Raw genomic sequence first — 26,068 nt, forward strand, 5'->3', positions numbered from 1 at the left:
GAGGTTCCGGATGGCCAATCTCAGAGATCACATGGGCAGGCCGATCGTCGCCGTCACCGGCATTGGCGTGGTAACGTCGCTCGGCATCGGCAAGGCCGATAACTGGGCGGCACTGACCTCCGGCAAATCGGGCATCCACCCGATCACCCGCTTTCCCGTCGACCACCTCAACACTCGCATCTCCGGCATGGTCGATTTCCTCGACTCAAGCTCGAAAGGCGCCAGCCTGCTGACCTACGAACTGGCCGAAACCGCCGCGAATGAGGCGGTGGCCGAATCCGGCCTCGATTCCTCTGATTTCGGTGGCCCGCTCTTCCTCGCCTCGCCGCCGGTCGAACTCGACTGGCACGACCGCTTCGCGCTTTACAATTCCGACGGCAAAGGCGCCGGCGCCGAAAGGCTGCTCAGGGTGGCGCGCGGGCTGAAGGAAACAGATACGTTCGCAAGCACGCAGTTCGGCGCGATCGCCGACCGGCTGGCCGACCGCTTTGGCACGCGCGGCCTGCCGATCACGCTGTCGACGGCCTGCGCTTCGGGCGCCACCGCCATCCAGCTCGGCGTCGAAGCGATCCGCCGCGGCGAATGCGACCGGGCGCTGTCGATCGGCGCCGACGGTTCGGCAACCGCCGAGGCGCTGATCCGCTTTTCGTTGCTCTCGGCGCTGTCGACCCACAATGACATCCCTGAAAAGGCGTCAAAACCCTTCTCCAAGGACCGCGACGGCTTTGTGCTGGCCGAAGGCTCCGGCGCGCTGGTGCTGGAATCGCTTGAGGCAGCCCTTGCCCGGGGCGCCAGCGTTCTCGGCCTCCTGCGCGGCTGCGGTGAAAAGGCCGACGATTTCCATCGCACCCGTTCCAAGCCCGACGGTTCGCCGGCGATCGCAGCAGTCCGCGCCGCCCTTGCCGATGCCGGCCTGAGCAAGGACGAGATCGACTACGTCAACGCTCACGGCACCTCGACACCGGAAAACGACAAGATGGAGCATCTGTCGCTGTCGACCGTGTTCGGCGATCGCATCGGCTCGATGCCGGTCTCGTCCAACAAGTCGATGATCGGCCACACGCTGTCGGCGGCCGGCGCCGTCGAAGCGGCGTTTTCGCTGATGACCATGCGCGAAAGCGTCATTCCGCCGACCATCAACTACGACAATCCCGACCCGGCAATCGTGCTCGACGTGGTGCCCAACAAGAAGCGCAATGCCGAGGTTCGTAGCGTTCTGTCGAACTCGTTCGGCTTCGGCGGCCAGAACACTTGCCTTGTCATGGCGCGGGAACCGGTCTAAGCGACCTTTTTCAGCCAGACTGAACTGACAGGCCCCATGCGCGCACTGCAACTTATCGAGGACCGCCGTCTTGAAACGGTGGACCTGCCGCCCCCGCCGCCCCCCGCATTGGGCGAAGTCACGCTGCGCATCAAGGCGGTGGCGCTGAACCATATCGACGTCTGGGGCTGGCGTGGCATGGCCTTCGCCAAGCGTAAGCTGCCGCTGGTCGTCGGCGCCGAAGCCTCCGGCGAGGTCGAAGCTGTCGGCCCCGGCGTCTCCAGCCTGCTGCCCGGACAATTGCTGTCGATCTACGGCGCGCGCACCTGCGGCCTTTGCCGCGCCTGCCGCGAAGGCCGCGACAATCTCTGCGAACATGTCTCGGGCGTCCACGGCTTCCATCTCGACGGCTTTGCCCAGGAGAAGATCAACCTGCCGGCGCGCCTGCTGGTCCCTGCTCCTCCCGGCGTGACCGATGTCGGCGCGGCTGTCGCCCCCGTCACCTTCGGCACCGTCGAGCACATGCTGTTCGACAATGCCAAGCTGCAGCCCGGCGAAACCATCCTCATCCATGCCGGCGGCTCCGGCATCGGCTCGGCGGCGATCCAGCTGGCCAAGCGCATGGGTTGCACCATCATCACCACGGTCGGTTCCAACGACAAGATCGACAAGGCCAAGGCGCTCGGCGCCGACCATGTCATCAACTACCGCGACGATCGTTTCGAAGGCGTCGTGCGCAAGCTCACCAGGAAGAAGGGCGTCGACGTCGTCTTCGAACATGTCGGCGCCGACACCTTTGCCGCCTCGATGCTGTGCCTCAAGCGCGGCGGCCGCCTGGTCACCTGCGGCTCGACCTCCGGCGTGTCGACGCAGATCAATCTGATGCAGCTGTTCCAGCAGCAGCTGAAGCTGCTTGGGTCCTTCGGCTGCCGCATGGAGAACATGGCCAACGCCATGCAGAAGATGGCGGCGGGACAGGTCGCACCTGTTATCGACACCGAAGTCGGCTTCGACGGCATCGACGCCGCGTTGAAGCGCATGGAAGGCCGCGACGTGTTCGGCAAGATCATCCTGCGCGTTTCTTAGGACTATGGTCGGCAAGGTGTTCAAGAAAGCCCGCCGGGACTTCATGTTCCGCTATGGCCGAAGACTGCGCCAGATGGAGCACTGGCTGGTGGCGCGCGTGGCGATGACGATCATCTCGCTGCTGCGCCTTTTGCCCGCCGACAGCGCGCTCAATTTTGCCGACCGGGCGGCACGCCGCATCGGTCCGCGCGTCGGGCGCCACCGCGTCGCCGTCAACAATCTGCGCCTTGCCTATCCCGAAAAGAGCGATGCCGAGATCGAGGCCATCGCCTCCGACATGTGGGGCAACATGGCCCGGCTCGCCGCCGAATACATCTTTCTCGACGCGCTCTTCGACTATGATCCGAACGCAGCGACGCCCGGCCGCGTCGAAGTTGGCGGCGCCGATCATTTCCATCAGATAGCTGGCGAGGACAAACCGCATATCCTGTTCACCGGCCATCTCGGCAATTTCGAACTGCTGCCGGTGGCTGCCGCGACGTTCGGCATGAAGATCACGGCGCTGTTTCGTCCGCCGAACAATCCTTACCTCGCCGATTATATCCATTCGACGCGGCGTTCGAGCATGGGCGCCTTGCTGCCGTCTTCGACCGGCGCCTCCTTCGCGCTGGCGTCGATTCTGGAGAAAGGCGGCAATATCGGCGTGCTGGTCGACCAGAAATTCTCTAGCGGACTGGAGACAATCTTCTTTAACCGCCCATGCCAGAGCAATCCGGTTCTGGGCATGCTCGCCCGTCACTATGATTGCGACGTCTATCCGGCGCGATGTGTGCGGCTGCCTGGCAACCGCTTCCGCCTCGAGATCGAGGACAAGCTGACCTTGCCGCGCAATGAAAGCGGCAGCGTCGATGTCGCGGCCACCACCCAACTGCTCGCCAACGTGGTCGAGCGCTGGGTGCGCGAGGATCCGGGACAGTGGATGTGGTTCCACAAAAGGTGGGAAATCTCAGGCCGGCGTCGCCGCCGGCGCGGACAGGCCAACGCCACCGGCCAGGGGCAGCGTCAATCTTAAGTCGTCGAAAGCCTCAGTTCGTCACAACGATCCGCGTATTGCCGAAGCCGACTTCGCGCACCATCGCATAGAACATCGCGGCATTGGCGGTGTGCAGCCGAACGCAGCCATGCGATGCCGGACGCCCTAGCTGCCTGACCGCGCCGGTGCCGTGGATGGCGTAGCCGCCATGGAAGAACACCGAGTAAGGCATTGGCGACATGTGGTATTTCTTCGAATACCACATCCGCGCCGTGCGTTGCGGCCGATAGGTGCCGCGCGGCGTGAAATAGCCACTGCGGGCGGTCGACACGCTCCAGCGATAAAGCACCTGGCCGTATTGGCTGACGGTCATGGTCTGCGACGAGACGTCGATGCTGGCCACCAGCGAGGCAGCCCTGCTTTCGATGGACGTGCCGAACAGCATCGCCGCAAAAGCAGCTGCCATGAGAACGATTTTAGTCATGAGATCAAACCCCTTTGATGCCCCTTGCCTGCCCTGTCATCACGCGGTTTTTCATCTTTTTAACGACAGGTGAGTGATCTAACACACACTCCTTGATAAATTCGCCAATCTAAAGCAGCGAATTTGAACGATTTTCCCGCCATAGTTGCCGCTGCGACACGAAGTTTCGGCGCCAGTGGCGCGATGCTTGCAAAACCACCCCCTTGCCTGCTCAAATCCGGGAATGAACGAACGACTCTTCAAAGCGATAGACGCCCGTGTTGATGACTTGGTCGCACTGACCGCCGACCTGATCCGCTTCCCGACCATCAACCCGCCTGGCGAAGCCTATCGCCCCTGCGTCGAATATATAGGTGTGCGCCTAGGCAGGCTTGGCTTCGAAACCGAATTCATCCGCGCCGAAGGCACGCCCGGCGATACCGACCGCTATCCCCGCGTCAATGTCGTCGCCCGCTTCGACGGCCGCTCGCCTGGGGCCTGCGTCCATTTCAACTCGCACATCGATGTGGTCGAAGCCGGCGAGGGCTGGAGCGTCGATCCCTTTGCCGGCGTGGTGAAGGACGGCAAGGTCTACGGGCGCGGCGCCTGCGACATGAAAGGGGGCATGGCCGCCTCGATCATCGCGGCGGAAGCCTTCATGGAGGTATTCCCCGACTTTCCTGGCGCCATCGAAATCTCCGGCACCGTCGATGAAGAGTCCGGCGGCTTCGGCGGCGTCGCCCATCTGGCGAAGCTTGGCTATTTCTCGAAACCCAAGGTCGACCACGTCATCATCCCCGAGCCGCTGAACAAGGACCGCATCTGTCTTGGCCATCGCGGCGTCTGGTGGGCGGAGATCGAGACCAAGGGCGAGATCGCGCATGGCTCGATGCCGTTCCTCGGCGACAATGCCGTGCGCCACATGGGCGCCGTGCTGCAGGCCTTCGAGGATGAACTGTTTCCGGCGCTCGATCGCAAGGTGACGCGCATGCCTGTCGTGCCCGAAGGCGCAAAGCGCTCGACCATGAACATCAACTCGATCCATGGCGGCCAGACTGAGGATTTCCGCCCCGGCCTGCCCTCACCCAACGTGCCCGACGCCTGCCGGCTGACCATCGATCGCCGCTTCCTGCTCGAGGAGGACCTTGCCACGGTCAAGAGCGAGGTGACCGATATCCTCGACCGGCTGAAGCGCGAGCGCAAAAAGTTCGACTACGAGATTCGCGACCTGATGGAGGTGCTGCCGCTGATGACCGAGCGCGATGCGCCGGTGGTCAAGGCGGTGGCGCAAGGCATCATGGCGATCTTCGCCCGCGAGCCGGATTATGTCATTTCACCAGGCACTTACGACCAGAAGCACATCGCCCGCATCGGCCACATCTATGATTGCATCGCCTATGGCCCGGGCATTTTGGACCTCGCCCACCGGCCCGACGAATGGGTCGGTATCTCTGACATGGTGGAGTCGGCCAAGGTGATGGCGATCGGGCTCAATGTGCTGCTCAGGGGCACGGCCGCGGGCTGAACCATCGACTTCGCTGAAAAAACATTCCTCCCCGCGCCGCTGCAGAGCACGAAACGCAATTTACTCCACCTCGAAATCACGCTTCTATCGCACAAGGGTTCGAGCATTTGGGAGTTGCACGATGAAATTGTGGAAAACCATTCTTGCCGCCGCGGTGCTGGCACTGGCCGGCAGTCAGGCATTTGCCGCACGCACCGACCTGGTGATCGGCATTCCGCTCGAGCCGCCACATCTCGATCCGACCGCCGGTGCTGCCGCGGCGATCGACGAAGTGCTCTACGCCAACGTCTTCGAGGGCCTGACCCGCATCGGCCCGAATGGCGAAGTGCTGCCCGACCTCGCCGAGAGCTGGGCCATTTCCGACGACGGCAAGGTCTACACCTTCAAGCTGCGCACCGGCGTCAAATTCCATGACGGCAGCGATTTCGATGCCGGCGACGTGAAGTTCTCGCTCGACCGCGCCCGTGCCGACAATTCCGTAAACGCGCAAAAGGCCCTGTTCGCCGCCATCGATACGGTCGAAGTCGTCGATCCGACAACGGTCAAGGTGACGCTGAAGAACCCGCAGGGGTCGTTCCTCTACAATCTGGGCTGGGGCGACGCGGTGATCGTGGCGCCGGAGAGCGCCGACACCAACAAGGAAAAGCCCATCGGCACCGGCCCGTTCAAATTCCAGAGCTGGGCCAAGGGCTCGTCGATCACGCTGGTCAAATCCGACAACTACTGGGGCGCTCCGGTATCCCTCGACAAAGCCGAGTTCCGCATCGTTCCCGACGCCGCCGCCGCCGTGCCGGCGCTGCTCTCGGGCGACATCCAGGCTTTCCCTTTCTTCGATCCCGACAGCGTCGCGCAGGTCAAGGACGATCCGCGCTTCAAGGTGGTGATCGGCTCGACCGAGGGTGAGACCATTCTGGCGATCAACAACAAGAAGCCGCCTTTCGACAAGCTCGAGGTGCGGCAGGCGATTGCCTTCGCGCTCGACCGCAAGGCGATCATCGACGGCGCCTCGGCCGGCCTCGGCGTGCCGATCGGCTCGCACATGTCGCCCGCCAGCAAGGCCTATGTCGACCTCACCGGCCTCTACCCGCACAATGTCGACAAGGCCAAGGAGCTGCTGAAGCAAGCCGGCTTCGAAAACGGCATCAAGGCGACGCTGAAACTGCCGCCGCCTTCCTATGCACGGCTTGGCGGCGAGATCATCGCCTCGCAGCTGCGCGATGTCGGCATCGACCTGGAAATCATTCCGGTCGAATGGGCGCAGTGGCTGGATCAGGTGTTCACCAAGAAGGATTACGACCTGACCATCGTCTCCCACACCGAGCCCAACGACATCGATATCTACTCGCGCAAGGACTACTACTTCAACTACGACAACCCCGCCTTCGACAAGATCATCGCCGAGCTGAACCTCACCTCCGACGACGCCAAGCGCAACACGCTGCTCGGCGAAGCACAGAAGATCCTGGCCGACGACGCCGTGGTCGGCTTCCTCTATGAACTGCCGAAGGTCGGCGTCTGGGACGCCAAGCTGCAGGGCCTGTGGGAAAACGCGCCGATCCAGGCGAATGACCTGACCAAGGTGAAGTGGGCGGATTGAGGCGGCGGGCCAAAGGGCGGCGTTTGCGCTCCGTCACACCCCCCTCTGCCCTGCCGGGCATCTCCCCCGCAAGGGGGGAGATTGGGCTCTCGTCTCCGCTTTCGCCAATTGCCAGCGCCGCAAAGGAAAGCCCGGCGCTGAAACTGCTGATCTCCCCCCTTGCGGGGGGTGAGGAGTGGTCCGCGCAGCGGACGGAAAGCCAACTGCTTGGCTTTCCGAACAACGAACGCCCGAAGCGACAGCGAAGGGCCGGGTCCGGCAGGACAGAGGGGGGTGTGACAGAACGCTGCCTTTGCTCAGTCATCGCACTTGGCAACGCACCATTCCCGCCACCATGACCGCCTACCTCCTCAAACGCCTCGCCATCGCCATCGCAACCTTGATCCTGGCCTCGATGGTCGTCTTCGCCATGCTCGAAATCCTGCCCGGCGATCCGGCGCGGCTGATGCTTGGCCTCAACGCCAGCGCCGAGCAGGTCGAACTCCTGCGCAACCAGATGGGCCTCAACGCGCCGCTTCTCCTGCGCTACCTCCACTGGGTCGGCGGTCTGCTCAGCCTCGATTTCGGCCGCTCCTACACTTATTCGGTGCCGGTCATCGACCTTGTCCGCGAGCGCATGGCGGTTTCCCTGCCGCTGGCGCTGATCGCGCTGGCGCTGTCCACCATCATTGCCATCCCGGTCGGGCTCTATTCCGCCAGCCGGCGCGGCCGGGCCGGTGACACGATCGCCATGGGCGCCGCCCAACTCGGCGTCGCCATCCCGAACTTCTGGTTCGCGCTGATGCTGATCTACCTATTTGCCGTGTGGCTGCGGCTGGTGCCGGCCGGCGGCTTTCCCGGCTGGAGCGCCGGCGCGTGGCCGGCCCTGAAATCGCTGCTGCTGCCGGCCGTAGCACTTGCGCTGCCGCAGGCCGCGATCCTGGCGCGCGTTGCCCGCTCCGCGCTGCTCGAGGTGCTGAACGAGGATTATATCCGCACCGCCCGCGCCAAGGGCCTGCCCTATCGTGCCGTACTATGGCGGCACGCGCTGCGCAACGCGATGATCCCGGTTCTGACCATTCTGGGGCTGCAATTCGCCTTCCTGCTCGCCGGCACCATCATCATCGAGAACGTCTTTTATCTCCCCGGCCTCGGACGGCTGGTGTTCCAGGCGATCACTCAGCGCGACCTGATCGTGGTGGAAAGCATCGTCATGCTGCTGGTCGTCGCCGTCATTGCCGTTAACCTCGTCGTCGACGTCTCCTACGCCATCGTCGATCCGCGCCTTCGAGGCCGGCAATGACGCTGCACATCGACATCCCGCAGGAGACGTTGGGCAGCATTCTGGCCAAGGCCTTCCGCAACCGCTCCTTCCTCATCGGCTTCGCCATCACGGTGCTGGTGGCTGCAATAGCGGTCATCTCCTACGTCTGGACGCCCTACGACGTGACCAAGCTGGTGATCTCGGACAAGACGCTGGCGCCCTCTGCGGCGCACTGGTTCGGCACCGATCATTTCGGCCGCGACATCCTGTCGATGATCATGGTCGGCGCCCGCAACTCGATTGCCGTGGCGCTGGTCGCGGTCGGCATCGGCATGGGCGTCGGCGTGCCGCTCGGCGCCTTCGCCGCGGCGCGCGGCGGGTTTGTCGACGAGGCGCTGATGCGGCTGAACGACCTTGTCTTCGCCTTCCCGGCGCTTTTGTCGGCGATCATGATCACCGCCATCTTCGGACCGGGCGCCATCAACGCCATCATCGCCATCGGCATCTTCAACATCCCGGTGTTTGCGCGCGTCGCCCGCGCCGGCGCGCTGGCGATCTGGCCACGCGAGTTCATTCTCGCCGCGCGCGCCGCCGGCAAGAGCAAGACGCAGATTACAATCGAGCACGTGCTGCCCAACATCGCCACGCTGCTTCTGGTGCAAGGCACCATCCAGTTCGCGCTCGGCATTTTGGCCGAAGCCGGTCTCTCCTATGTCGGCCTCGGCGCCCAGCCGCCAATGCCGAGCTGGGGCCGCATGCTGTTCGACGCGCAGACGCGCATGGTGGTGGCGCCTTGGATGGCGATCTTCCCCGGCATGGCCATCGTCATCACCGTGCTTGGGCTCAATCTGCTCGGTGACGGCATCGCCGACATACTCGACCCGAAATCGCGGCGGCAGCGATGAGCCTGCTGCAGATCGAGAACCTGTCGCTGGCCGTCGGCGACACGCCGATCCTGAAAGGGGTCGAGCTCTCCGTCGCGCCCGGCGAGGTGATGGGCCTGGTCGGTGAATCCGGTTCCGGCAAATCGATGACGGCGCTGACCATCACGCAGCTTCTGCCGCATGCGGCGCGCGCCACCGGCCGCGTGACCTTCGACGGCATCGATATTCTGGCCGCAACCGAGGACCAGATGTGCGCGCTGCGTGGGGACGACATCGGCATGGTGTTCCAGGAGCCGATGACGGCGCTCAACCCCGTCAAGACCATCGGCGAGCAGGTCGCCGAAGGCATACGCTGGCACACCAGGGCAAGCCGTGCCGACGCCGAAGACCGCGCGCGCAAAATGCTCGACCGCGTTGGCCTGCCGGAGGCCAAATTCCCGCTGTCGCGCTATCCGCACGAACTGTCGGGCGGCCAGCGCCAGCGCGTCGTCATCGCCATTGCCTGCGCATTGAAACCCAAGCTGCTCATCGCCGACGAGCCGACCACGGCGCTCGACGTGGTGCTGCAGGCGCAGATCCTCGACCTCTTGCGCGGCTTTGTCAGCGAAAACCGCATGGGCCTGCTTCTGATCTCGCACGATCTCGCCGTCGTCACCGAAATGGCCGACCGCATCACCATCCTGCGTCATGGCGAGGTGATGGAAGCCGGCGACACCGCACGCACGCTATCGGAACAGCTGCATCCCTACACGCGCCAGCTGGCGCTGGCCTCCATGCACGTGCCCGCGCGCGCCAAGGTTCACGCCACCGGCCAGGGCAAACCGCTGCTTGAGGTCGAAGGCGTGACACGGGACTATCCGGGCCGGCGCACCTCCCTGTTCAAGTCAGCGGCTCCAATCCGCGCCGTCGACGACGTGTCCTTGTCGCTGGCGCCGGGCCAATCGGTGGCGCTGGTCGGCCGCTCCGGCTGCGGCAAGTCAACGCTTGCCCGCATGATCCTGGCGCTCGACAAATCGACATCGGGAACGATCCGCTTTCGCGGCGAGACCATCACCGGCAAAAGCGAGGCGGAGCTCAAAGCCGCGCGGCGCGACATGCAGGTGGTGTTCCAGGATCCCTACGGCTCTTTCGACCCGCGCCAGAAGGTCGAGAAACTGGTCGCCGAGCCGCTGCATGTACTGGAGACGAAGCCGACACCGGCCGAGCGGCGCGAGATGGTGGCGCATGCGCTGCACGAGGTCGGCCTCGGCGTCAGCGACATGGACAAATATCCGCATGAGTTTTCCGGCGGCCAGCGCCAGCGCCTGTCGATCGCCCGCGCCATCATCACAAGGCCGAAGCTGGTCGTCGCCGACGAGCCGGTCTCGGCGCTCGACGTGTCGATCCGCGCCCAGATCCTCGATCTGTTCGCAGAGCTCAACCAGAAGCTCGGCATCGGCTATCTCTTCATCACTCACGATTTGACCGTCGCCCGCGCCATCACCGATGAGGTGCTGGTCATGCATGACGGCAGGATCGTCGAGCGCGGCAAGACCGGCGACGTGCTCGATCATCCGCAGTCGGAGGCGGCCAGGGCGCTGGTCGCGGCTGCGCCCGATCTGCATCGGGCGATCGCTCGCCGTATGCAGGAACAGGGCTGAGTGACCGGTTCGCGGAGCGAATTTATCGTGCCAGTGGCACGATGAAAGGTCACGAACGCTGGGACGCTGCGAAGCAGCGGGGACCCGGCTGGGCGGCCGTTGCCCCTGGTCTGCCTCACTCCTCCGGCTTCACCACATCGACCGGGCTGATGTCGAGCAAATCGAGCGTGCGGCGCAGCAGCCGCACTTCGCTCTCGGCCAGCTTGGAATCGGCTTTGGCGATTTCCGCCATGTGGAGCGCCAGCAACTTGCGCCGTTCGACATCGAGATCGCGGAACAGCGCAATGGCTTGCGAACCGTTGGTCTCGTAGCCGAAATCATTGAGATATTCGATGACCGCGTCGATGCTGGTTTCCGGGATGCCGAAGGCGTCCTTGCAGATACGCCGGAAGGCGACCATTTCGCTCTCCGAAACCGAGCCGTCGGCCAGGATCATGCGAAACAGCATCAAGAGTTCCGCCGACAGCACGGGGTCGTCGGCAACCTTGCGCACGCCGGGGTCACCATCGAAGATCGAGCGTATCTGGTCGAGCAATGCCATCGCCAACAGTGTCCCTTTTTTCCGAGCCCGCCCAGTGCAAACCCAAAACTGCCCAGCGGTATTGGGATAATGACATGCACCACAGGAAATCCAAGCGCAACGCGCTTGGATGGACGTAGCGCGGAATCGGCCTTGCGCAAACCGGATGGCCATGAGAAGGCGCGGCACCACCTTTCCCGCCGGAATGTTCAGAAAATCCCGATGCTCGACCTCGCCACCCAGACCGTCATCATGCTTGCCTTGGCCGCTTTTGCAGCCGGCTTTGTCGATTCGATAGCCGGCGGCGGCGGGCTGATCACCATCCCGGCCCTGCTGCTTGCCGGCTTCCCGCCGGTCGCAGCACTTGGAACCAACAAGCTGCAGGGCATTTTCGGCACCGCTTCGGCGACCATCCACTACGCCATGAAGGGCCATGTCGATCTGCGCCGACAGCTGCCATCGGCGCTTCTGGCCCTTGCCGGCAGTGCCGTCGGCGCCTTGCTGGCGGCATTCGTGCCGGGTGATCTCCTGCGAGCGCTGCTGCCGCTGCTTTTGATCGCCATCGCGATCTACTTCGCCGTGAAACCCAACATGAACGATGTCGACCGCGCCGAGCGCCTGTCGCCCTTCCTGTTCGGGCTGGTCATCGCCCCTTTGGTCGGCTTCTATGACGGGCTGTTCGGGCCGGGAGCCGGCTCCTTCTATATGCTGGCCTTCGTCAGCCTTGCCGGCTTCGGCGTGCTCAAGGCGACGGCACACACCAAGCTGCTCAATTTCGCCTCCAACATTGGCGGCTTCATCGTCTTTGCCGTCGCCGGCGTCGTCTACTGGAAGATCGGGCTGATGATGGGCGTCGCCCAGTTCCTCGGCGCCCGGCTCGGCGCCAGCCTTGCCATCCGCATCGGCGCCCGGCTGATCAAGCCGCTGCTGGTGATCATCTGCCTGTCGCTGGCGGTGAAGCTGCTGGCCGACCCGGCGAACCCATTGCGCCAGCTGATTGGTGTATAAGCCTCACGCCTGATAGAGTGCCGTTGTACGAATCATGTTGGAGGGACCACACATGAATCTTAGTGCACCCACTCAGCTTGTTTTCATCATATCCCTAGTTATCGCCATCATCGGCGTGCTCGCCGCGCTTGGCGTTCTTGCGTTCATTCCTCTGGCTGCGGTGTGGATTGTCCTCATCGCATACATCGTGCTTGCCGCCGCCTGCCTGATGCGCGGCGCCTAGGCACCCGCGACTTCTGCATTCGAAGCGCCCGGTCAAAGCCGGGCGCTTTTGCTTTGGATGCATGGTCTGTTAGGCTCTTCCGCGCGGAAGGATGACCATGAAGCAAAGCGGACGCGCAGACCCGAGGATGACGAAACGATGGGCGGCCCTACCTCGCTAACCCAAAAATCGCATCGCAATCGAGATGGCGCTCCAGTTCGGCTGCGATCTCGTCCAGAGCGTTTTCCACGTCCGCCCGATAGTCGACGCCGCCGCCTTTCACGCCGAGGCTTTCCAGGAATCTCGCCCGGAAAGCGTCGGCGGAAAACAGGCCGTGCAGATAGCTGCCAAAAACCTTGCCATCGGCGGAAATGGCACCGTCGTCGATGCCGTTGATCACAGCCGACGGCCGCGCCATGTCCGGCCCGGTGGTGCGGCCGAGATGGATTTCGTAGCCCTCGAGCGCCAAGCCGAACGGCACCGAGCGCGCGCTGACATTGCGCACCGTCTTTTCCGGTTCCATCACCGTCTCGATGTCGAGCAGACCAAGACCTTCCGCCTCGGTGACGCTGCCCTCGATGCCATCGGGATCGCGCACCAGGCGGCCGAGCATCTGGAAACCGCCGCAAATGCCGACGATATGGCCGCCGCGTTTGCGGTGCGCGAGGAGATCGCGATCCCAGCCATTCTCGCGGAATTTCATGAGATCCCCGATCGTCGATTTGGAACCGGGAATGACCACCAGGCCGGCATCCTCCGGCAAGCGCTGCCCCGGCGGCACGAACACCACTTCGACCTGCGGCTCGGCCTTGAGCGGATCGAGGTCGTCGAAATTGGCGATGCGGCCAAGCATCGGCACGGCGACCTTCAACGCCCGCTTCTCGCCCGATGCCAGGCGTTCGAGCACGACCGAATCCTCCGAAGGCAATCGCGCCGCCGCCTTCAGCCACGGCACGACGCCAAAGCAGCGCCAGCCGGTGAAGCTTTCGATCGACCGGATGCCGTCGTCGAACAGCGAGACATCGCCGCGGAACTTATTGATGAGGTAGCCGACGATCATGCGCCTGTCTTCCTCCGGCAGGATCAGATGCGTGCCGGCGACCGAAGCGATGACGCCACCGCGGTCGATGTCGCCGACCAGAATCACCGGCACGTCGGCGCGTGTGGCAAAGCCCATATTGGCGATGTCGCGGCTGCGCAGGTTGATTTCGGCCGGCGATCCGGCGCCCTCGACGACGACCAGATCGGCGCCCTCACCGACCTTCGTCCAGGACTCCAGCACGGCGTCCATCAGCCCCGCTTTCATTGTCTGGTAGTCGCGCGCTCGCGCCTCGCCGAACACCTTGCCTTGCACGATCACCTGCGAACCGATGTCGCTCTGGGGTTTGAGCAGCACCGGATTCATATGCACGGTCGGCTGAACACCACACGCCAGCGCTTGCAGCCATTGCCCACGGCCAATCTCGCCGCCGCCGGGGCGGTTGTCGCCCGGAATGTCGGCGACGGCGGCATTGTTCGACATGTTCTGCGGCTTGAACGGCCTGACTTTCAGCCCGCGATTCCTGGCCGCGCGGCAGAGCCCCGCCACCAGCACCGTCTTGCCGACATCCGAACCCGTGCCTTGCAGCATGATCGCCTTNTCCCTACACGACGCTCTTCCGATCTTTCTGCGCCAGCGGCTCGCCGCGCCAGATGTAGAGCGCCAGCAACGCTTCGCTGCCGGTGCGCATGGCATGGCTGACATTGGAGGCGTGATGGATAATTTCGCCCGCCTGGCGGGTGTGAAAGCCGCCTTCGCCCATGCGCCACTCGGTGCCGCCGGTCAGCGGAATGTAGATCTCCTCGGCAATGTGATGATGGTCGGGATAGGTGATGCCGGGCCCCAGGATCAGCAATCCGGCCGCGACCTCTTCATTGGCGAAATGGCCGCGCGTGCCAAACACCTCCAGCCAGCCGTAGTTCTGCAAGAACGCTTCACCAAAATCGCTCGCGTTGTAGGTCTGCCCCCAGCACAGATCGTCACGACGCTCCGCCAGCAGTTGCACCAGAGGCTGCGGGGCCGGCGGCGCCAGTTTGACAATGCGGTCGAGCAGACCAAGGCAAGGCAGCGGATGCGCTTCGAGCACGCGCGCCGTCATATTCCAGCCGATCCGGGTCACGGCGTCCCGCACCAGCGCGTTGTCCACGCCCCGGAGATAGGCATGGAAGCGGTCGAGCAATTCGTCGAAATATGTCGGCACGCAATGCTCCGTTGATCCATTCATGCACAGCGGCTGCGCGGCGAGCCGGGTTGCGCGGCGGCATCATTGGTCTAGATTGAGCGGCGCGCAAAGCCAAAAACAACAGGCCAGCAAGCCAACCCCAGCTGGGGAAACACAGGGAGCACGCCATGGACGCCGCGGTCGATGCGAGCACCAGTCAGTTCGAACTCAATGAGGAGCAGCGCGCCATCCAGGAGATGGCACAGGCCTTCGCCGCCGATCGCGTTGCGCCCAATGCGCTCGAATGGGACCGGGCAAGACACTTTCCCGCCGATGTAATCCGCGAGACCGGCCCGCTCGGCCTCGGCGGCATCTATGTCAGGGACGATGTCGGCGGCTCGGCGCTCGGCCGGCTCGACGCCGTGCTGATCTTCGAGGCACTGTCGCACGCCGATCCGGCGTTTTCCTCCTTCATCTCGATCCACAATATGGCGGCGTCGATGATCGACCGCTTCGGCGACGACGAGCAGCGCCAACGCTTCCTGCCGAAGCTGACCTCGATGGAATGGCTGGCGAGCTACTGCCTGACCGAGCCGGGCTCAGGCTCGGATGCCGCGGCGCTGAAGACGCGCGCGGTGAAGAGCGGCGACGACTATGTGCTTAACGGCGCCAAGCAGTTCATCTCCGGGGCCGGCGACAGCGACCTCTATGTCGTCATGGCGCGCACCGGCGCCGACGGGCCGAAGGGCATTTCCACCTTCGTCGTGCCGAAGGATGCGCCCGGCCTGTCCTTCGGCGCCAACGAGCACAAGATGGGCTGGCACATGCAGTCGACCCGCCAGGTGATCTTCGAGGACTGCAAGGTGCCGGCTGCAAACCTGCTGTCGGGGGAAGGCGCAGGTTTCGGCATCGCCATGGCCGGCCTTGACGGCGGCCGCCTCAATATCGCTGCCTGTTCGCTCGGCGGCGCGCAATCTGCGCTCGACAAGGCGCTGTCCTATACCGCCGAGCGCAAGGCTTTCGGCTCGAAGATCAACCAGTTCCAGGCGCTGCAGTTCAGGTTGGCCGACATGGAGACCGAATTGCAGGCAGCGCGGATCTTTCTCTACGCCGCCGCCTCGAAACTCGACCGCAAGGCGTCGGATGCCGGCAAATGGTCGGCCATGGCCAAGCGCTTCGTCACCGACATCGGCTTCAACGTCGCCAACGAGGCGCTGCAGCTGCATGGCGGTTATGGCTATCTTCATGATTACGGTATCGAAAAACTGGTGCGCGACCTGCGCGTCCACCAGATCCTCGAAGGCACCAACGAGATCATGCGCGTCATCATCGCGCGGGCGTTGATCGGACGGCAGTAGGCAGTAGGCAGTAGGCAGTAGGCAAAGATGACCGGCAAGGTCAACTCGTACAAGGATCTTATCGTATGGCAGCAGGCGATGGATCTGGCTGTCAGCACCTACTCATTGACCAAGACATGGCCCAAAGAGGAATTATATGGGCTGATCAGCCAAATCCGCCGTTCAGCAACCTCTATCCCTGCAAACATCGCGGAAGGCTATGGCCGAGACAACCGAGGCTCCTATCAGCAATTTCTCAGGATAGCCCAAGGCTCGCTTAAGGAGTTCGAGACACACCTCCAAATCGCTCAACGCATTGGCGTTGCCACGCATGGGCAAGCTGAGCACCTGCTTCTGGCGGCCGAGGCCATCGGAAAAATGCTTCGCCAACTTATTCTCAAACTCGCACCCGAATAGGTCGCCCTACTGCCTACTGCCTACTGCCTACTGCCTACTGCCTACTGCCTACTGCCTACTGCCTACTGCCTACTGCCTACTGCCTACTGCCTACTCATCATGGAGCACCACTATGACCACTGTCGCCTTCATCGGCTTGGGTAATATGGGCAATCCTATGGCCGCCAATCTGGTCAAGGCGGGTCATACGGTACATGGCTTCGACCTGATGCCGGAGAACCTGACCGTCGCGCGCGAGCATGGTGTCACCGTCATGGCTAATGCTGTTGCCGCGGTGAAGGACGTCGATGTCGTGATCACCATGCTTCCCGCCGGCAAGCACGTGCTCTCGGTCTACGAGGACATCGCACCCAAGGCCAAACCAGGCGCCCTGTTCATTGATTCCTCGACCATCGATGTCGAGTCGGCCCGCAAGGCGCATGCCGTAGCAAGGAAGCACGGGCTGCATTCGATCGACGCCCCCGTCTCCGGCGGCACCGGCGGTGCTGCTGCGGGAACGCTGACCTTCATGGCCGGCGGCGCCAAGGATGCCTTCGCCAAGGCCGAACCGGTCCTGAAGCCGATGGCAGGCCGCATCGTCCATTGCGGTGACGACGGCGCCGGTCAGGCAGCCAAAATCTGCAATAACATGATGCTCGGCATTTCGATGATCGGCGTCGCAGAGGCCTTCGTGCTGGCCGAAAAGCTCGGCCTCTCGCATCAGGCCCTGTTCGACGTTGCCTCGACCTCGTCGGGCCAGTGCTGGTCGCTGACCACCTATTGCCCGGTGCCGGGTCCCGTGCCGGCCTCACCCGCCAACCGCGACTACAAACCGGGCTTTGCCGCAGCACTCATGCTGAAGGACCTGAAACTGGCGCAGGAGGCGGCCCAAAGCGCCGGCGCGGTGACGCCAATGGGGGCCGAAGCGGCCCAGCTTTATGCGCTGTTCAACGCCCAGGGAAATGGCGGATCGGATTTTTCCGGCATCATAAATTTCCTTCGCGGCAGTTCTCTATAAGTTTCGAATTTGGCAGCGCTTTTCTCGATTTTTATTGCGCGGAAAAATTGCAAATTTAGATTTGCTTAAGCTCTCGATAACCCGGCGGTAACGATGTGCCTATATAACGGATGGCGAGGCGGACATATCGCATCCGCCCGGCGCTCCGGATCAGGTCTCGCGTACCGGAGCCCGTAAGTTTCGCAAGTGTATTGTTGGCGAAATGCCATGCGTATCTGGCAAAGCCGCGTTCCTATGGAGCGCGGTTTTTGCGTTTTGCAGTACTATACTGCTCGGTCTGAATTATTATTCCGATTGCAGCGTTCGGAATTGCCTCATGGCCTTTATTGACCAGCACGATCGGTGCGCTGACCCCGTCGACCCTGACGATAAGCAGGCGCACAGTCCGGGCGCCCTGTTTGCAAGGCGCCCGGCGCTCGTTCCATCTACTTCTTGCGCAAATCCGCTTGCGCCAGATCCAGCGCTTTGGCGATGCGATCGCAAGCCATGTCGATCGTCGCGCGGGTCCAGATCAGCGGCGGCGACAGGATCATCGTGTCGCCGGTGGCGCGCAGCATAAGGCCTTGCGCGATGGCGTGGTCGCGGACGGTGACGGCGGCACTGCCCGCCGGCAGGAACCGCTCCTTGGTCGCCTTGTCCTTGACGATCTCGATCGCGCCCATCAGCCCGATCGATCGCACCTCGCCGACCAGTTCGTGGCCGGCAATGCGCTCTTGCAGCGCCTGGGCGAAGTAAGGTCCGGTGTCGTTCCTGACCCTGTCGACCAGGCCTTCGCGCTCCATGATCTCGAGATTCTTCAGCGCCACCGCGCAGGCCACCGGGTGACCCGAATAGGTATAGCCGTGGTAGAATTCGCCGCCCTTTTCGACCAGCGTCGCCGCGATACGGTCGCCGACCAGCAGCGCCGACAGCGGCTGATAGCCCGAGGTCAGTGCCTTGGCCGTGGTGATGGTGTCAGCCTCGACGCCGAAGGTCTGCGCCGCAAACCATTCGCCGGTGCGGCCATAGCCGGTGATGACCTCGTCCAGCATCAAAAGCACATCGTATTTGCGGCAGATGCGCTGCACTTCCGGCCAATAGCTCATCGGCGGTATTTTCACCCCGCCCGCGCCCATCACCGGCTCGCCGATGAAGGCCGCCACCTTGTCGGCACCGGCTTCGAGGATGGCGTCCTCGACGGCCTTGGCCGCGCGCAGGCCGAAATCATGGTCGCTTTCGCCGGGCAGCGCCAACTCATAAGCATAGGGCATCATGACATGGACGATGTTGGGAACCGCCCCGCCGAGCTGCTTGTGCATCAAATCCATGCCGCCCAGCGACGTCCCGGCGACGGTCGAGCCGTGATAGGCCGACTTGCGCGAGATGATGCGGTTCTTCTCCGGCTTGCCTTCCAGCACCCAATAGTGGCGCACGAGCCGCAGCGCCGTGTCGTTGGCCTCCGAGCCGGAGGAGCCGTAGAAAACCTGGCTGATGCCCTTGGGCGCCAGCTCGGCCAGCTTCTTCGACAGCAGCACGGGCGTCGGCGTCGAGCATTTGAAGAAGGAATTGTAGTAGGGCAATTCCTTCATCTGCGCGTAAGCGGCGTCGGCCAGCTCGTCGCGGCCATAGCCGACATTGACGCACCACAGCCCGGCCATGCCGTCGAGTATTTCGGTGCCGTCGGCATCGTAGATGAACGGGCCGTTGGCGTGGGTGATGATGCGCGAGCCGGTCTCGCGCAATTCCTTGTGGTCGGTGAAGGGATGCAGATGATGCGCGGCGTCAATCTGCTGAAGCTGCTTCAGCGAATAGTTCTGGTAAGTCATGGGTTTGCTCTTTCCTCTGGAATCAAACCGGCAAGCTGCCGGGGCGACTTCGTCAGAGGACGGCGGGCGGCGAATAGCCGATGCGAGCGCACAGCCTGAGCAGTTCGGCGCGCAGCGTGCGCGGCGACGGTGTCACCGCGACCCCGAAGGCGCCGGATGTGCTCATGTAGACCATGGCGGCAGTCTATGCCGCCCGAGGCCCGAAATTCAAGCGGTGCCGCTCGATACCCTTTGCAGGAACACGTATTTCATGGCGGTTTGCGCCGCTTGCGGCCGGCGGTCGCCGCGCCCGCCATGGCCGCCTTCCGTCTCCTCGAAGAACAACGTCTTGCCGTGACCTGCTTCCTGCAGCTTCGCCGCCATCTTGCGGGCATGGCCGGGATGGACGCGGTCGTCGGCGGTTGATGTCGTGAGCAGCACCGGGGGATAGACGGCATCGGCCGAGACATGATGGTACGGCGAATAGGCGGCGAGCCACTTGGCTTCTTCCGGTTTTGCCGGATCGCCATATTCGCCGATCCACGAGGCGCCTGGCGGCAGTTCGGTGTAGCGCAGCATGTCGAGCAGCGGCACCTCGATGATGACGGCGCCGAACAGTTCGGGATGCTGCGTCAGGGAAACGCCGGTAAGCAGGCCGCCATTCGAGCCGCCCTGGATGCCGAGGGAAGCAGCCGTGGCGATGCCGCGCCTGACGACGTCCTGCGCCACCGCGGCGAAATCGTCGAAGGCAGTCTGGCGATTGCCCTTCAGCGCCGCCTGGTGCCAGGCCGGCCCAAACTCACCGCCACCGCGGATGCAGGCCTGCACATAGGCATTGCCCTTCTCCAGCCACAGCCTGCCGCGCACGCCGGCATAGCCGGGCAGCAGCGGTATTTCGAAGCCGCCATAACCATAGAGAAGCGTCGGTACCGGACCCTTCTGGTCGCGCCGCCTGACGACGAAATACGGGATCATGGTGCCGTCCTTCGAGCGCGCCTCGAACTGTTCGGAGACCAGCGGCGCGGCGTCGAACCGCGCCGGCTGCGATTTCACGGTGGCCAGCGTCACCCCGTCATCGTCCGACCAGATGATCGAACTCGGCGTCAGGAAATCGGTGAAGGAGAAGGAGACGCTGGAACCGAAATGCTCGGCATGCGCGATGCCGACATTGCCGTTCTCGGGCAGCGCCACCGGCTTCAGCGACCAGCGGTCGCCGCTGCGCTCGGCGATAACGACCTTGCCGCGCACATTGTCCATCAGATTGATGAACAGCCGGTCCTGAGTGCGGGCAATGCCGGCGACCGAAACACGGTGCGCTGGCGCGAGCATGGTTTCAACAGGGCCCAGGTCGCCGGTGTCGATCCAGTGTTCGAAATCGAAGGAATAGAGGGCGTCCGGCAAGCACTCAGTGCCGCCCGGCGCCGTCCATGGGCTGCGCACCCCGAACACGAACCGGCCCTTGAACAGCGCGGTGTCGGTGACATCGTCCGGCAGCGGGATGCGCCGGTTTTCGCCCGACGGCAGGCGCAGAAAACTGTGCGAGGAGAAGAAGGCGATCGTGCGGGCCAGAAACAAATACTGCCTGTCGCCATCATGCTCGACCCCCGCGCCGGCCGCGAGATCCTGCTTCTCGGCCTCGAAGATCGGCGTCGCCTCCTCCAACCGGGTGCCGCGCTTCCACAGCTTGACGACGCGCGGATAACCGGACTGGGTCTTGTCGTCTTCATTGAAGGCAGCCGAGACAATGACCGTGTCCCTGTCCAGCCAGGAAAAGCCGGATTTCGAGGCGGGAGCGCGGAAGCCGCCCTCGATGAAGGATTTGGTCTCGATGTCGAATTCGCGCATCTCGCTGGCATCGCCGCCATCCGGCGACATCGCCACCAGGCAAAGGTTGAAATCGGGGTAAAGGCGGCTGGCGCCGCTGAACACCCACTTCACCCCCTCCTTGGCCGACAGCACGTCGAAGTCGATGATCGTCTCCCACACGGGCTTTTCGGTCTTGTAGGAGGCGACCGTCGTGCGGCGCCAGAGGCCGAGCACATTGGTCTTGTCCTGCCAGAAATTATAGACTTGGCCGTTGAGCGCGGCGCCCACAGCGATGTTGTCTTCGGCCGTCATCAGGTCGAGCGCCGTCTCGAAGGCCGCCTGGTAGGACGGATCGCCCTGTAGTTCGGCCACGGTGATCTCGTTCTGGCGATGCACCCAGTCGAGCGATTCCTTGCTGGTCCGGTCCTCCAACCAGAGGAACTTGTCCTCCACGGTGGCATCCGTCTGGCGTTTTGTCGTCGATTGGGTCACGCATGGTCTCCAGGCTAGTGGCGGGCAGCCCTGCCTACATCGCGTTGCAAGCGGTTTTATTCAAGATGGTACGTCAGGTCATCGGGGGAATGCGGCCTCAAACCATCCGCCGGCGCAGGACCGTGGCCACAGCCAGTGCCAGACAAATCGTGCCCAGCGTGATCGGCAGGCCGGAGGCGCCGATCACATCCATGACGCCACCCGCCAGCGGCGGCACCACGATGCCGCCGACGCCCCACATCAGGGAGAAGGCGGCATTGCCGGCGACCAGCGCCGAGCCGGTAAAGNATGCCGCCGACGCCCCACATCAGGGAGAAGGCGGCATTGCCGGCGACCAGCGCCGAGCCGGTAAAGCGGTCGCCGAGCTCGATGATCGACATGGTGTAGATGCCATAGGAGACCGCGCCCCAGATAAAGACGCAAGGCCAGATCAGCGGCGTCTCGATGAGCAGCGGCAACAGGGCGCAGCCCAGCACCGTCACCACGACGCAGATGAATCGCACCAGCCGCGCCGTCAGCCGTTCCGCCAGCAAGCCGAGCGGCACCTGCATGGCGATGTTGCCGGCGATCATCACCGACAGCAGCGCCGACATGCGCGCTTCCGCGATGCCATAGTGCGTGCCGTAGACCGGCAGCAGCGCCAGCACGCCCTGTTCGAAACCGGCGGCAACGACCACCGCCGACAGCAGTAGCCATGCCAGTGGCACGAAGCCCATGACCGAAACCCTGTGCCCGGCTTCGTCGACCTTCGGCAGTCGCGACAGCACCAGCGCCAGGCAGGCGCCGCAGAAGATGAAGGCGGCGATCCCCACCAGGAATGGCGGCCATCCCACGGTGCCGACAGCGAGCAGGCAGAGCGGCCCGGCAGCGAAGCCGGCCGAGATGATGGTTGAATAGACACCCATGACGCGACCGCGGCGCGATGGCGGCGCCAGTGCAATGACCCAGATTTCGCTCAAGACATAGAGCGGATTGGTCACCACCCCGATCAAGAAGCGCAGAGGAAACCACAGATAGACATTCTGCGTCCAGCCGATCAGCGCAAGCACAATAGCCGAAAGCGCCGCGCAGGTAAGCGCGGTGCGCCCTGCCCCGAACCGGCGCGCCAGTGCCGGGATCAGCGGCGACGAGACAATGAAGCCGATCGGCGTCATTGCCGCCGAGAGCCCGATGATGGCCGGCGAAACGCCTTGGCGTTGCAGGATGAAGCTCAGCAGCGGATAGGACAGGCCTTGCGCGATGGCGAACACCGAGACGGTCGCGATCACGCCGCTGATCGCCGCCCACTGCATCTTCTCGTTGTCAGCTTCCGCCAGGTTCATCATTGGCACCTAAACCAGGTTCAGGACTAGCTTTTCTGTCCGACGCGGGTAAGCCCCGCCCCGCGAAAAACCGTTTGCTCCAGACAAGGCCTGTCATGAGTTTGGGCCTGTCAGGAGTTTTTGGGCCGTCAGGAGTTTTGGCGCTTGAACGATCGATAGAGCGCGAAGCTCACCAGCAGCGCGTCGAGTCCGGCGATCACCACCGGCAGACCGAGCGGACCGATGATCTGCATCAAGGCACCGGCGCCAGGCGGGCCGACAATGCCGCCGGCGCCCCACATCAATGCGAAGGCGGCGTTGCCGGCGACCAGCACGGTTCCCCTGAAGCGGCTGCCGAGTTCCACCAGCGCCATGGTGTAGACGCCGTAGCCGACAGCGCCCATGACGAGAAGGACGAGCCAGATCGCCGGCGTCGTGATCAGCAACGGCAGCAAAACCGCGCAGGTCGTTGTCGCCAACGCACAGAAGATGATCATCGCCCGCCCGCCGAAACGCTCGGCCAGCAGGCCGAGCGGGATTTGCAGGAAGATGTTTCCCAGCGACAGTGCCATCACCAGGGCCGCCAGCGTCCTTTCGGGCAGGCCATAGGCGGCACCGAAGACCGGCATCAAAGCGTAGGTGCCCTGCTGGACCGCCGCCGAAACCAGCACGGCAAACAACAGCGCCGGCGCCAGCCTGGCGAAACCGAAAAAGCCGCCGGGCAATTGGCCGTCATCCTCGAAGCCGGCGAGGCTTGACGAAACAGCACGAAGGATCGCGGCGCACAGGATGAAGCCGGCCATGCCGACCAGGAAAGGAACCCAGCCCGATATCCCAACCGCGGTCAGGACCAAAGGCCCCGCAGCATAGCCAGCGCCCAGCACGGTGTTGAATGCCCCCATCACCCTGCCGCGGCGCGACGGCGGCGCCAGCGACAGCGCCCATACTTCGCCCAGTATATAGAGCGGGTTGATGACGATACCGATGATGAAGCGGATGACGAACCAGCCCACCCAGTCCTGCAGGTAGCCGATGCCGAGGAAGCACAGCGCCCCAATCAATGAGCAACCCACAGCCAGGTTGCGCGCGCCGACCAGCCGAACGGCTGCCGGCACGAACGAGGCCGAAAGGATCAGGCCAAGCGGCATCATCGCTGCCGACAAGCCGATCAGCGCCGGCGACATGCCTTGCTTCTGCATCAGCAGCGTAAACAGCGGCGAGCTCAGCCCTTGCGCCGCACCGAACATCGCGAGGGCGGCAGTTACGCCGGCAAGCGCCGCCCATTGCGTCCCCGCTTCGCCATCGCTCGAACCGGTCGCAGCCATGATGCCTTCCACATGAATTGCCGGCCCGATCCAGCGGCAAACCATTGAGCTAGCGGTTCGATTTAGGGAAAGGAAGGGCCGCGCCTGAAATCCCCTTGCGCCAAGAGCCGCAGTGGGCGCGTCCTGTCCGCCAATCCCCGGCAAGGTTGTCAGCTATCGGACTGCCGTTCGGGCATGTCGCTTCCCTCGTCCTAGTGGTCGCCGCCTCCGCAATGGCCGGACAGCCGCCGGTCCATTATGCCGCCCGCTACCAGCATCGTACGAGGACCATCATGACCGCCGCCCTGCATCCAGCCGAACCGCCTTTGGCAGCCGACCGTGCCCGTCGCGGTGGCCGTGCGGGCAAGCGCGCCGGCGGCTCGGCCGCCTTCGAACAGCCGGCTTTTCGACAACTGAGAAATCCGCTGACGCCGACCAAGCTGATCTCGGACGACGAGCTGGAATCGATCCACCTCGCCTCGCTGCGCGTCTTGAGGGAAATAGGCGTCGACGTGCTGCATGACGAAGCGCGCCGCATCATGAAGGAAAATGGCGCTGATGTCCGCGAGGGCAGCGAGCGCGTGCGCTTCGACAGCGACATGATCCTCGATCTCATCTCCAACTGCCCGTCGGAATTCACGCTCCATGCCCGCAACCCGGCGCACAATGTGCGCTTCGGCGGCAACAATGTGATCCTGTCGATGATGGCGTCGGCACCGAACTGCTCCGACCTCGATCGCGGCCGCCGTCCGGGCAACCAGCAGGACTACCGCAACTTCCTGCGCCTGGCGCAGATGCACAACATCCTGAACTGCACCGGCGGTTATCCAGTCGAGCCGACCGACATCCATCCTTCCGTGCGCCACCTCGAATGCATCCGCGACCTCGCCACGCTGACCGACAAGGTGTTCCACATCTATTCGCTCGGCAAGGAGCGCAATGTCGACGGCATCGAGATCGCCAGGATCGCCCGCGGCATCAGCCATGAGCAGATGCTCGAAGAGCCGTCCGTCTTCACCATCATCAACACCAATTCGCCGCTGAAACTGGATGTGCCGATGATGGAAGGCATCATCCAGATGTCGAGCAAGGGTCAGGTCGTCGTCATCACGCCCTTCACCCTGTCCGGCGCGATGGCGCCGGTGACCATCGCCGGTGCGCTGGTGCAGCAAAATGCCGAGGCGCTGTCCGGCATCGCCTTTGCCCAGATGGTGAGAAAGGGCGCGCCGGTTGGCTATGGCGGCTTCACCTCGAATGTCGACATGAAGTCAGGCTCGCCGGCCTTCGGCACGCCTGAATATATGAAGGCGCAGCTTGTCGGCGGCCAGCTTGCCCGCCGTTACAAGATCCCCTACCGCACCTCCAATACCTGCGCCGCCAACACGGTCGACGCGCAGGCAGCCTATGAAAGCGTGTTCTCGCTGTGGGGCGCCATCCAGGGCGGCGGCAATCTGATGATGCACGGCGCCGGCTGGCTCGAAGGCGGCCTGCGCTGTTCCTACGAGAAGACCATCCTGGACATCGACCTGTTGCAGATGGTGGCCGAGTTCCTCACCCCGCTCGACCTGTCCGACGAAGCGCTCGGCTTCGACGCCATCCAGTCGGTCGGCCCCGGCGGCCATTTCTTCGGCACCCAGCACACGCAGGACCGCTACAAGACAGCCTTCTACTCGCCTATCCTCTCCGACTGGCGCAATTTCGAGACCTGGGCCGAAGCCGGATCGCCGACCGCGCTGGAAAAGGCCAACAAGGTCTGGAAGGAGCGGCTGGCATCCTACGAGGAACCCTATATGGACCCGGCGATCCGTGAAGAGCTCAACGACTTCGTCGAAAAGCGCACGTCCGAAGGCGGCGCGCCGACCGATTTTTGATCAATGTTGTTGATGAACTGATCATTCGTATGGATCTGATGAACAGTCGACCCCCACTCCGTCGAGCTGCGCTCGACACCTCTCCCCCGATCGACGGGGGAGAGGAAAGGCGCGAAGTTATGCGGGCTGGCTCCCTTCCTCTCCCTCCGGAGGGGG

Annotated in this window: 21 protein-coding genes and 1 pseudogene; 14 read left to right on the top strand and 8 right to left on the bottom strand. The window is 63.6% G+C overall.

The genetic code is table 11. The annotated features are described in order from the left end of the window. Positions 1-10 precede the first annotated feature (10 nt). Genes X727_RS157965 through X727_RS157955 form a run of 3 tightly spaced genes read left to right on the top strand, consistent with a single transcriptional unit; the run spans position 11 to position 3,359 of the window. A complete protein-coding gene (locus X727_RS157965) occupies positions 11-1,282 on the top strand; it encodes a beta-ketoacyl-ACP synthase (RefSeq protein ID WP_023833825.1) in 1,272 nt (423 codons plus the stop codon). A gap of 36 nt (positions 1,283-1,318) precedes the next feature. Beyond that, positions 1,319-2,347 (top strand): zinc-binding dehydrogenase, encoded by a 1,029-nt coding sequence (locus X727_RS157960; RefSeq protein ID WP_023815478.1) that lies wholly within the window; start codon positions 1,319-1,321, stop codon positions 2,345-2,347. A 4-nt stretch (positions 2,348-2,351) separates the two neighbouring features. Continuing rightward, the gene (locus X727_RS157955) at positions 2,352-3,359 is read left to right on the top strand and encodes a lipid A biosynthesis lauroyl acyltransferase (RefSeq protein WP_031204004.1); all 1,008 of its coding nucleotides are present in this window, start codon (positions 2,352-2,354) and stop codon (positions 3,357-3,359) included. 13 nt (positions 3,360-3,372) lie between these two features. Here the strand turns inward: X727_RS157955 and X727_RS157950 are convergent, their stop codons facing one another. Then, positions 3,373-3,804 carry a L,D-transpeptidase gene (locus X727_RS157950; RefSeq protein ID WP_023681747.1) on the bottom strand — a complete coding sequence of 144 codons (432 nt, stop codon included), beginning with the start codon at positions 3,802-3,804 and terminating at the stop codon, positions 3,373-3,375. Between the two features lie 223 nt (positions 3,805-4,027). Between X727_RS157950 and X727_RS157945 the strand changes: the two genes are divergently transcribed. From X727_RS157945 to X727_RS157925, 5 genes are all read left to right on the top strand, one after another. Next, a complete protein-coding gene (locus tag X727_RS157945; RefSeq protein WP_023833827.1) occupies positions 4,028-5,308 on the top strand; it encodes an acetylornithine deacetylase/succinyl-diaminopimelate desuccinylase family protein in 1,281 nt (426 codons plus the stop codon). Between the two features lie 121 nt (positions 5,309-5,429). Continuing rightward, positions 5,430-6,905, top strand: coding sequence for an ABC transporter substrate-binding protein (locus X727_RS157940; RefSeq protein WP_023744734.1), 1,476 nt, complete (start codon positions 5,430-5,432; stop codon positions 6,903-6,905). 334 nt (positions 6,906-7,239) lie between these two features. Continuing rightward, complete coding sequence (locus X727_RS157935) at positions 7,240-8,187, top strand: ABC transporter permease (RefSeq protein ID WP_023744733.1); 948 nt, start codon at positions 7,240-7,242, stop codon at positions 8,185-8,187. Further along, positions 8,184-9,053 carry an ABC transporter permease gene (locus X727_RS157930; protein ID WP_023691037.1) on the top strand — a complete coding sequence of 290 codons (870 nt, stop codon included), beginning with the start codon at positions 8,184-8,186 and terminating at the stop codon, positions 9,051-9,053. Before X727_RS157935 ends, X727_RS157930 begins: the two co-directional genes overlap by 4 nt. Further along, positions 9,050-10,672, top strand: a complete 1,623-nt coding sequence (locus X727_RS157925) for a dipeptide ABC transporter ATP-binding protein (protein WP_023744731.1) — start codon at positions 9,050-9,052, stop codon at positions 10,670-10,672. Before X727_RS157930 ends, X727_RS157925 begins: the two co-directional genes overlap by 4 nt. 115 nt (positions 10,673-10,787) lie before the next feature. On the opposite strand, the gene X727_RS157920 is transcribed toward X727_RS157925, so the two are convergent. Next, on the bottom strand, positions 10,788-11,219 hold the full coding sequence (locus X727_RS157920) for a TerB family tellurite resistance protein (protein ID WP_023688142.1): 432 nt from the start codon (positions 11,217-11,219) through the stop codon (positions 10,788-10,790). A 195-nt stretch (positions 11,220-11,414) separates the two neighbouring features. Here X727_RS157920 and X727_RS157915 point away from each other — a divergent pair, with 195 nt between their 5' ends. Continuing rightward, complete coding sequence (locus X727_RS157915) at positions 11,415-12,200, top strand: TSUP family transporter (protein WP_023744730.1); 786 nt, start codon at positions 11,415-11,417, stop codon at positions 12,198-12,200. Between the two features lie 52 nt (positions 12,201-12,252). Then, positions 12,253-12,423, top strand: coding sequence for a hypothetical protein (locus tag X727_RS1000000166120; RefSeq protein ID WP_023670429.1), 171 nt, complete (start codon positions 12,253-12,255; stop codon positions 12,421-12,423). A 148-nt stretch (positions 12,424-12,571) separates the two neighbouring features. On the opposite strand, the gene X727_RS157910 is transcribed toward X727_RS1000000166120, so the two are convergent. After that, the gene (locus tag X727_RS157910) at positions 12,572-14,032 is read right to left on the bottom strand and encodes a cobyric acid synthase (protein ID WP_023730708.1); all 1,461 of its coding nucleotides are present in this window, start codon (positions 14,030-14,032) and stop codon (positions 12,572-12,574) included. Between the two features lie 759 nt (positions 14,033-14,791). Here X727_RS157910 and X727_RS157905 point away from each other — a divergent pair. The 3 genes from X727_RS157905 (at position 14,792) to mmsB (ending at position 17,354) form a co-directional block, all read left to right on the top strand. Then, a complete protein-coding gene (locus X727_RS157905; RefSeq protein ID WP_023833830.1) occupies positions 14,792-15,961 on the top strand; it encodes an isobutyryl-CoA dehydrogenase in 1,170 nt (389 codons plus the stop codon). 27 nt (positions 15,962-15,988) lie between these two features. After that, positions 15,989-16,357 (top strand): four helix bundle protein, encoded by a 369-nt coding sequence (locus tag X727_RS157900; RefSeq protein WP_023833831.1) that lies wholly within the window; start codon positions 15,989-15,991, stop codon positions 16,355-16,357. A 112-nt stretch (positions 16,358-16,469) separates the two neighbouring features. After that, positions 16,470-17,354, top strand: a complete 885-nt coding sequence (mmsB, locus tag X727_RS157895; RefSeq protein ID WP_023688136.1) for a 3-hydroxyisobutyrate dehydrogenase — start codon at positions 16,470-16,472, stop codon at positions 17,352-17,354. Between the two features lie 425 nt (positions 17,355-17,779). Here mmsB and X727_RS157890 read toward each other — a convergent pair whose 3' ends face one another. From X727_RS157890 to X727_RS157875, 5 genes and pseudogenes are all read right to left on the bottom strand, one after another. Continuing rightward, on the bottom strand, positions 17,780-19,159 hold the full coding sequence (locus X727_RS157890; protein WP_023670423.1) for an aspartate aminotransferase family protein: 1,380 nt from the start codon (positions 19,157-19,159) through the stop codon (positions 17,780-17,782). 52 nt (positions 19,160-19,211) lie between these two features. Continuing rightward, positions 19,212-19,325: a capsid protein gene (locus tag X727_RS157885; protein ID WP_245265757.1), complete on the bottom strand. Its 114-nt coding sequence runs from the start codon at positions 19,323-19,325 to the stop codon at positions 19,212-19,214. A gap of 41 nt (positions 19,326-19,366) precedes the next feature. Further along, positions 19,367-21,436, bottom strand: a complete 2,070-nt coding sequence (locus X727_RS157880; RefSeq protein WP_023833832.1) for a prolyl oligopeptidase family protein — start codon at positions 21,434-21,436, stop codon at positions 19,367-19,369. Positions 21,437-21,533: 97 nt separating this feature from the next. Next, positions 21,534-22,758, bottom strand: a pseudogene (locus X727_RS01000000164450) (MFS transporter). 128 nt (positions 22,759-22,886) lie between these two features. Further along, positions 22,887-24,062 carry an MFS transporter gene (locus X727_RS157875; protein WP_023825767.1) on the bottom strand — a complete coding sequence of 392 codons (1,176 nt, stop codon included), beginning with the start codon at positions 24,060-24,062 and terminating at the stop codon, positions 22,887-22,889. Between the two features lie 272 nt (positions 24,063-24,334). On the opposite strand from X727_RS157875, the gene X727_RS157870 reads away from it, so the two are divergent. Further along, positions 24,335-25,912 (top strand): trimethylamine methyltransferase family protein, encoded by a 1,578-nt coding sequence (locus tag X727_RS157870; protein ID WP_023714360.1) that lies wholly within the window; start codon positions 24,335-24,337, stop codon positions 25,910-25,912. Positions 25,913-26,068: the final 156 nt, after the last annotated feature.

The sequence above is a fragment of the Mesorhizobium sp. L103C105A0 genome (genome assembly GCF_000502215.1).
Classification (GTDB): domain Bacteria; phylum Pseudomonadota; class Alphaproteobacteria; order Rhizobiales; family Rhizobiaceae; genus Mesorhizobium.

Coding starts and splice junctions, on each gene's coding strand:
- X727_RS157965 (WP_023833825.1), top strand. CDS start 11: ATGGCCAATCTCAGAGATCACATGGGCAGGCCGATCGTCGCCGTCACC.
- X727_RS157960 (WP_023815478.1), top strand. CDS start 1,319: ATGCGCGCACTGCAACTTATCGAGGACCGCCGTCTTGAAACGGTGGAC.
- X727_RS157955 (WP_031204004.1), top strand. CDS start 2,352: ATGGTCGGCAAGGTGTTCAAGAAAGCCCGCCGGGACTTCATGTTCCGC.
- X727_RS157950 (WP_023681747.1), bottom strand. CDS start 3,804: ATGACTAAAATCGTTCTCATGGCAGCTGCTTTTGCGGCGATGCTGTTC.
- X727_RS157945 (WP_023833827.1), top strand. CDS start 4,028: ATGAACGAACGACTCTTCAAAGCGATAGACGCCCGTGTTGATGACTTG.
- X727_RS157940 (WP_023744734.1), top strand. CDS start 5,430: ATGAAATTGTGGAAAACCATTCTTGCCGCCGCGGTGCTGGCACTGGCC.
- X727_RS157935 (WP_023744733.1), top strand. CDS start 7,240: ATGACCGCCTACCTCCTCAAACGCCTCGCCATCGCCATCGCAACCTTG.
- X727_RS157930 (WP_023691037.1), top strand. CDS start 8,184: ATGACGCTGCACATCGACATCCCGCAGGAGACGTTGGGCAGCATTCTG.
- X727_RS157925 (WP_023744731.1), top strand. CDS start 9,050: ATGAGCCTGCTGCAGATCGAGAACCTGTCGCTGGCCGTCGGCGACACG.
- X727_RS157915 (WP_023744730.1), top strand. CDS start 11,415: ATGCTCGACCTCGCCACCCAGACCGTCATCATGCTTGCCTTGGCCGCT.
- X727_RS1000000166120 (WP_023670429.1), top strand. CDS start 12,253: ATGAATCTTAGTGCACCCACTCAGCTTGTTTTCATCATATCCCTAGTT.
- X727_RS157910 (WP_023730708.1), bottom strand. CDS start 14,032: ATGCTGCAAGGCACGGGTTCGGATGTCGGCAAGACGGTGCTGGTGGCG.
- X727_RS157905 (WP_023833830.1), top strand. CDS start 14,792: ATGGACGCCGCGGTCGATGCGAGCACCAGTCAGTTCGAACTCAATGAG.
- X727_RS157900 (WP_023833831.1), top strand. CDS start 15,989: ATGACCGGCAAGGTCAACTCGTACAAGGATCTTATCGTATGGCAGCAG.
- mmsB (WP_023688136.1), top strand. CDS start 16,470: ATGACCACTGTCGCCTTCATCGGCTTGGGTAATATGGGCAATCCTATG.
- X727_RS157890 (WP_023670423.1), bottom strand. CDS start 19,159: ATGACTTACCAGAACTATTCGCTGAAGCAGCTTCAGCAGATTGACGCC.
- X727_RS157885 (WP_245265757.1), bottom strand. CDS start 19,325: ATGAGCACATCCGGCGCCTTCGGGGTCGCGGTGACACCGTCGCCGCGC.
- X727_RS157875 (WP_023825767.1), bottom strand. CDS start 24,062: ATGGCTGCGACCGGTTCGAGCGATGGCGAAGCGGGGACGCAATGGGCG.
- X727_RS157870 (WP_023714360.1), top strand. CDS start 24,335: ATGACCGCCGCCCTGCATCCAGCCGAACCGCCTTTGGCAGCCGACCGT.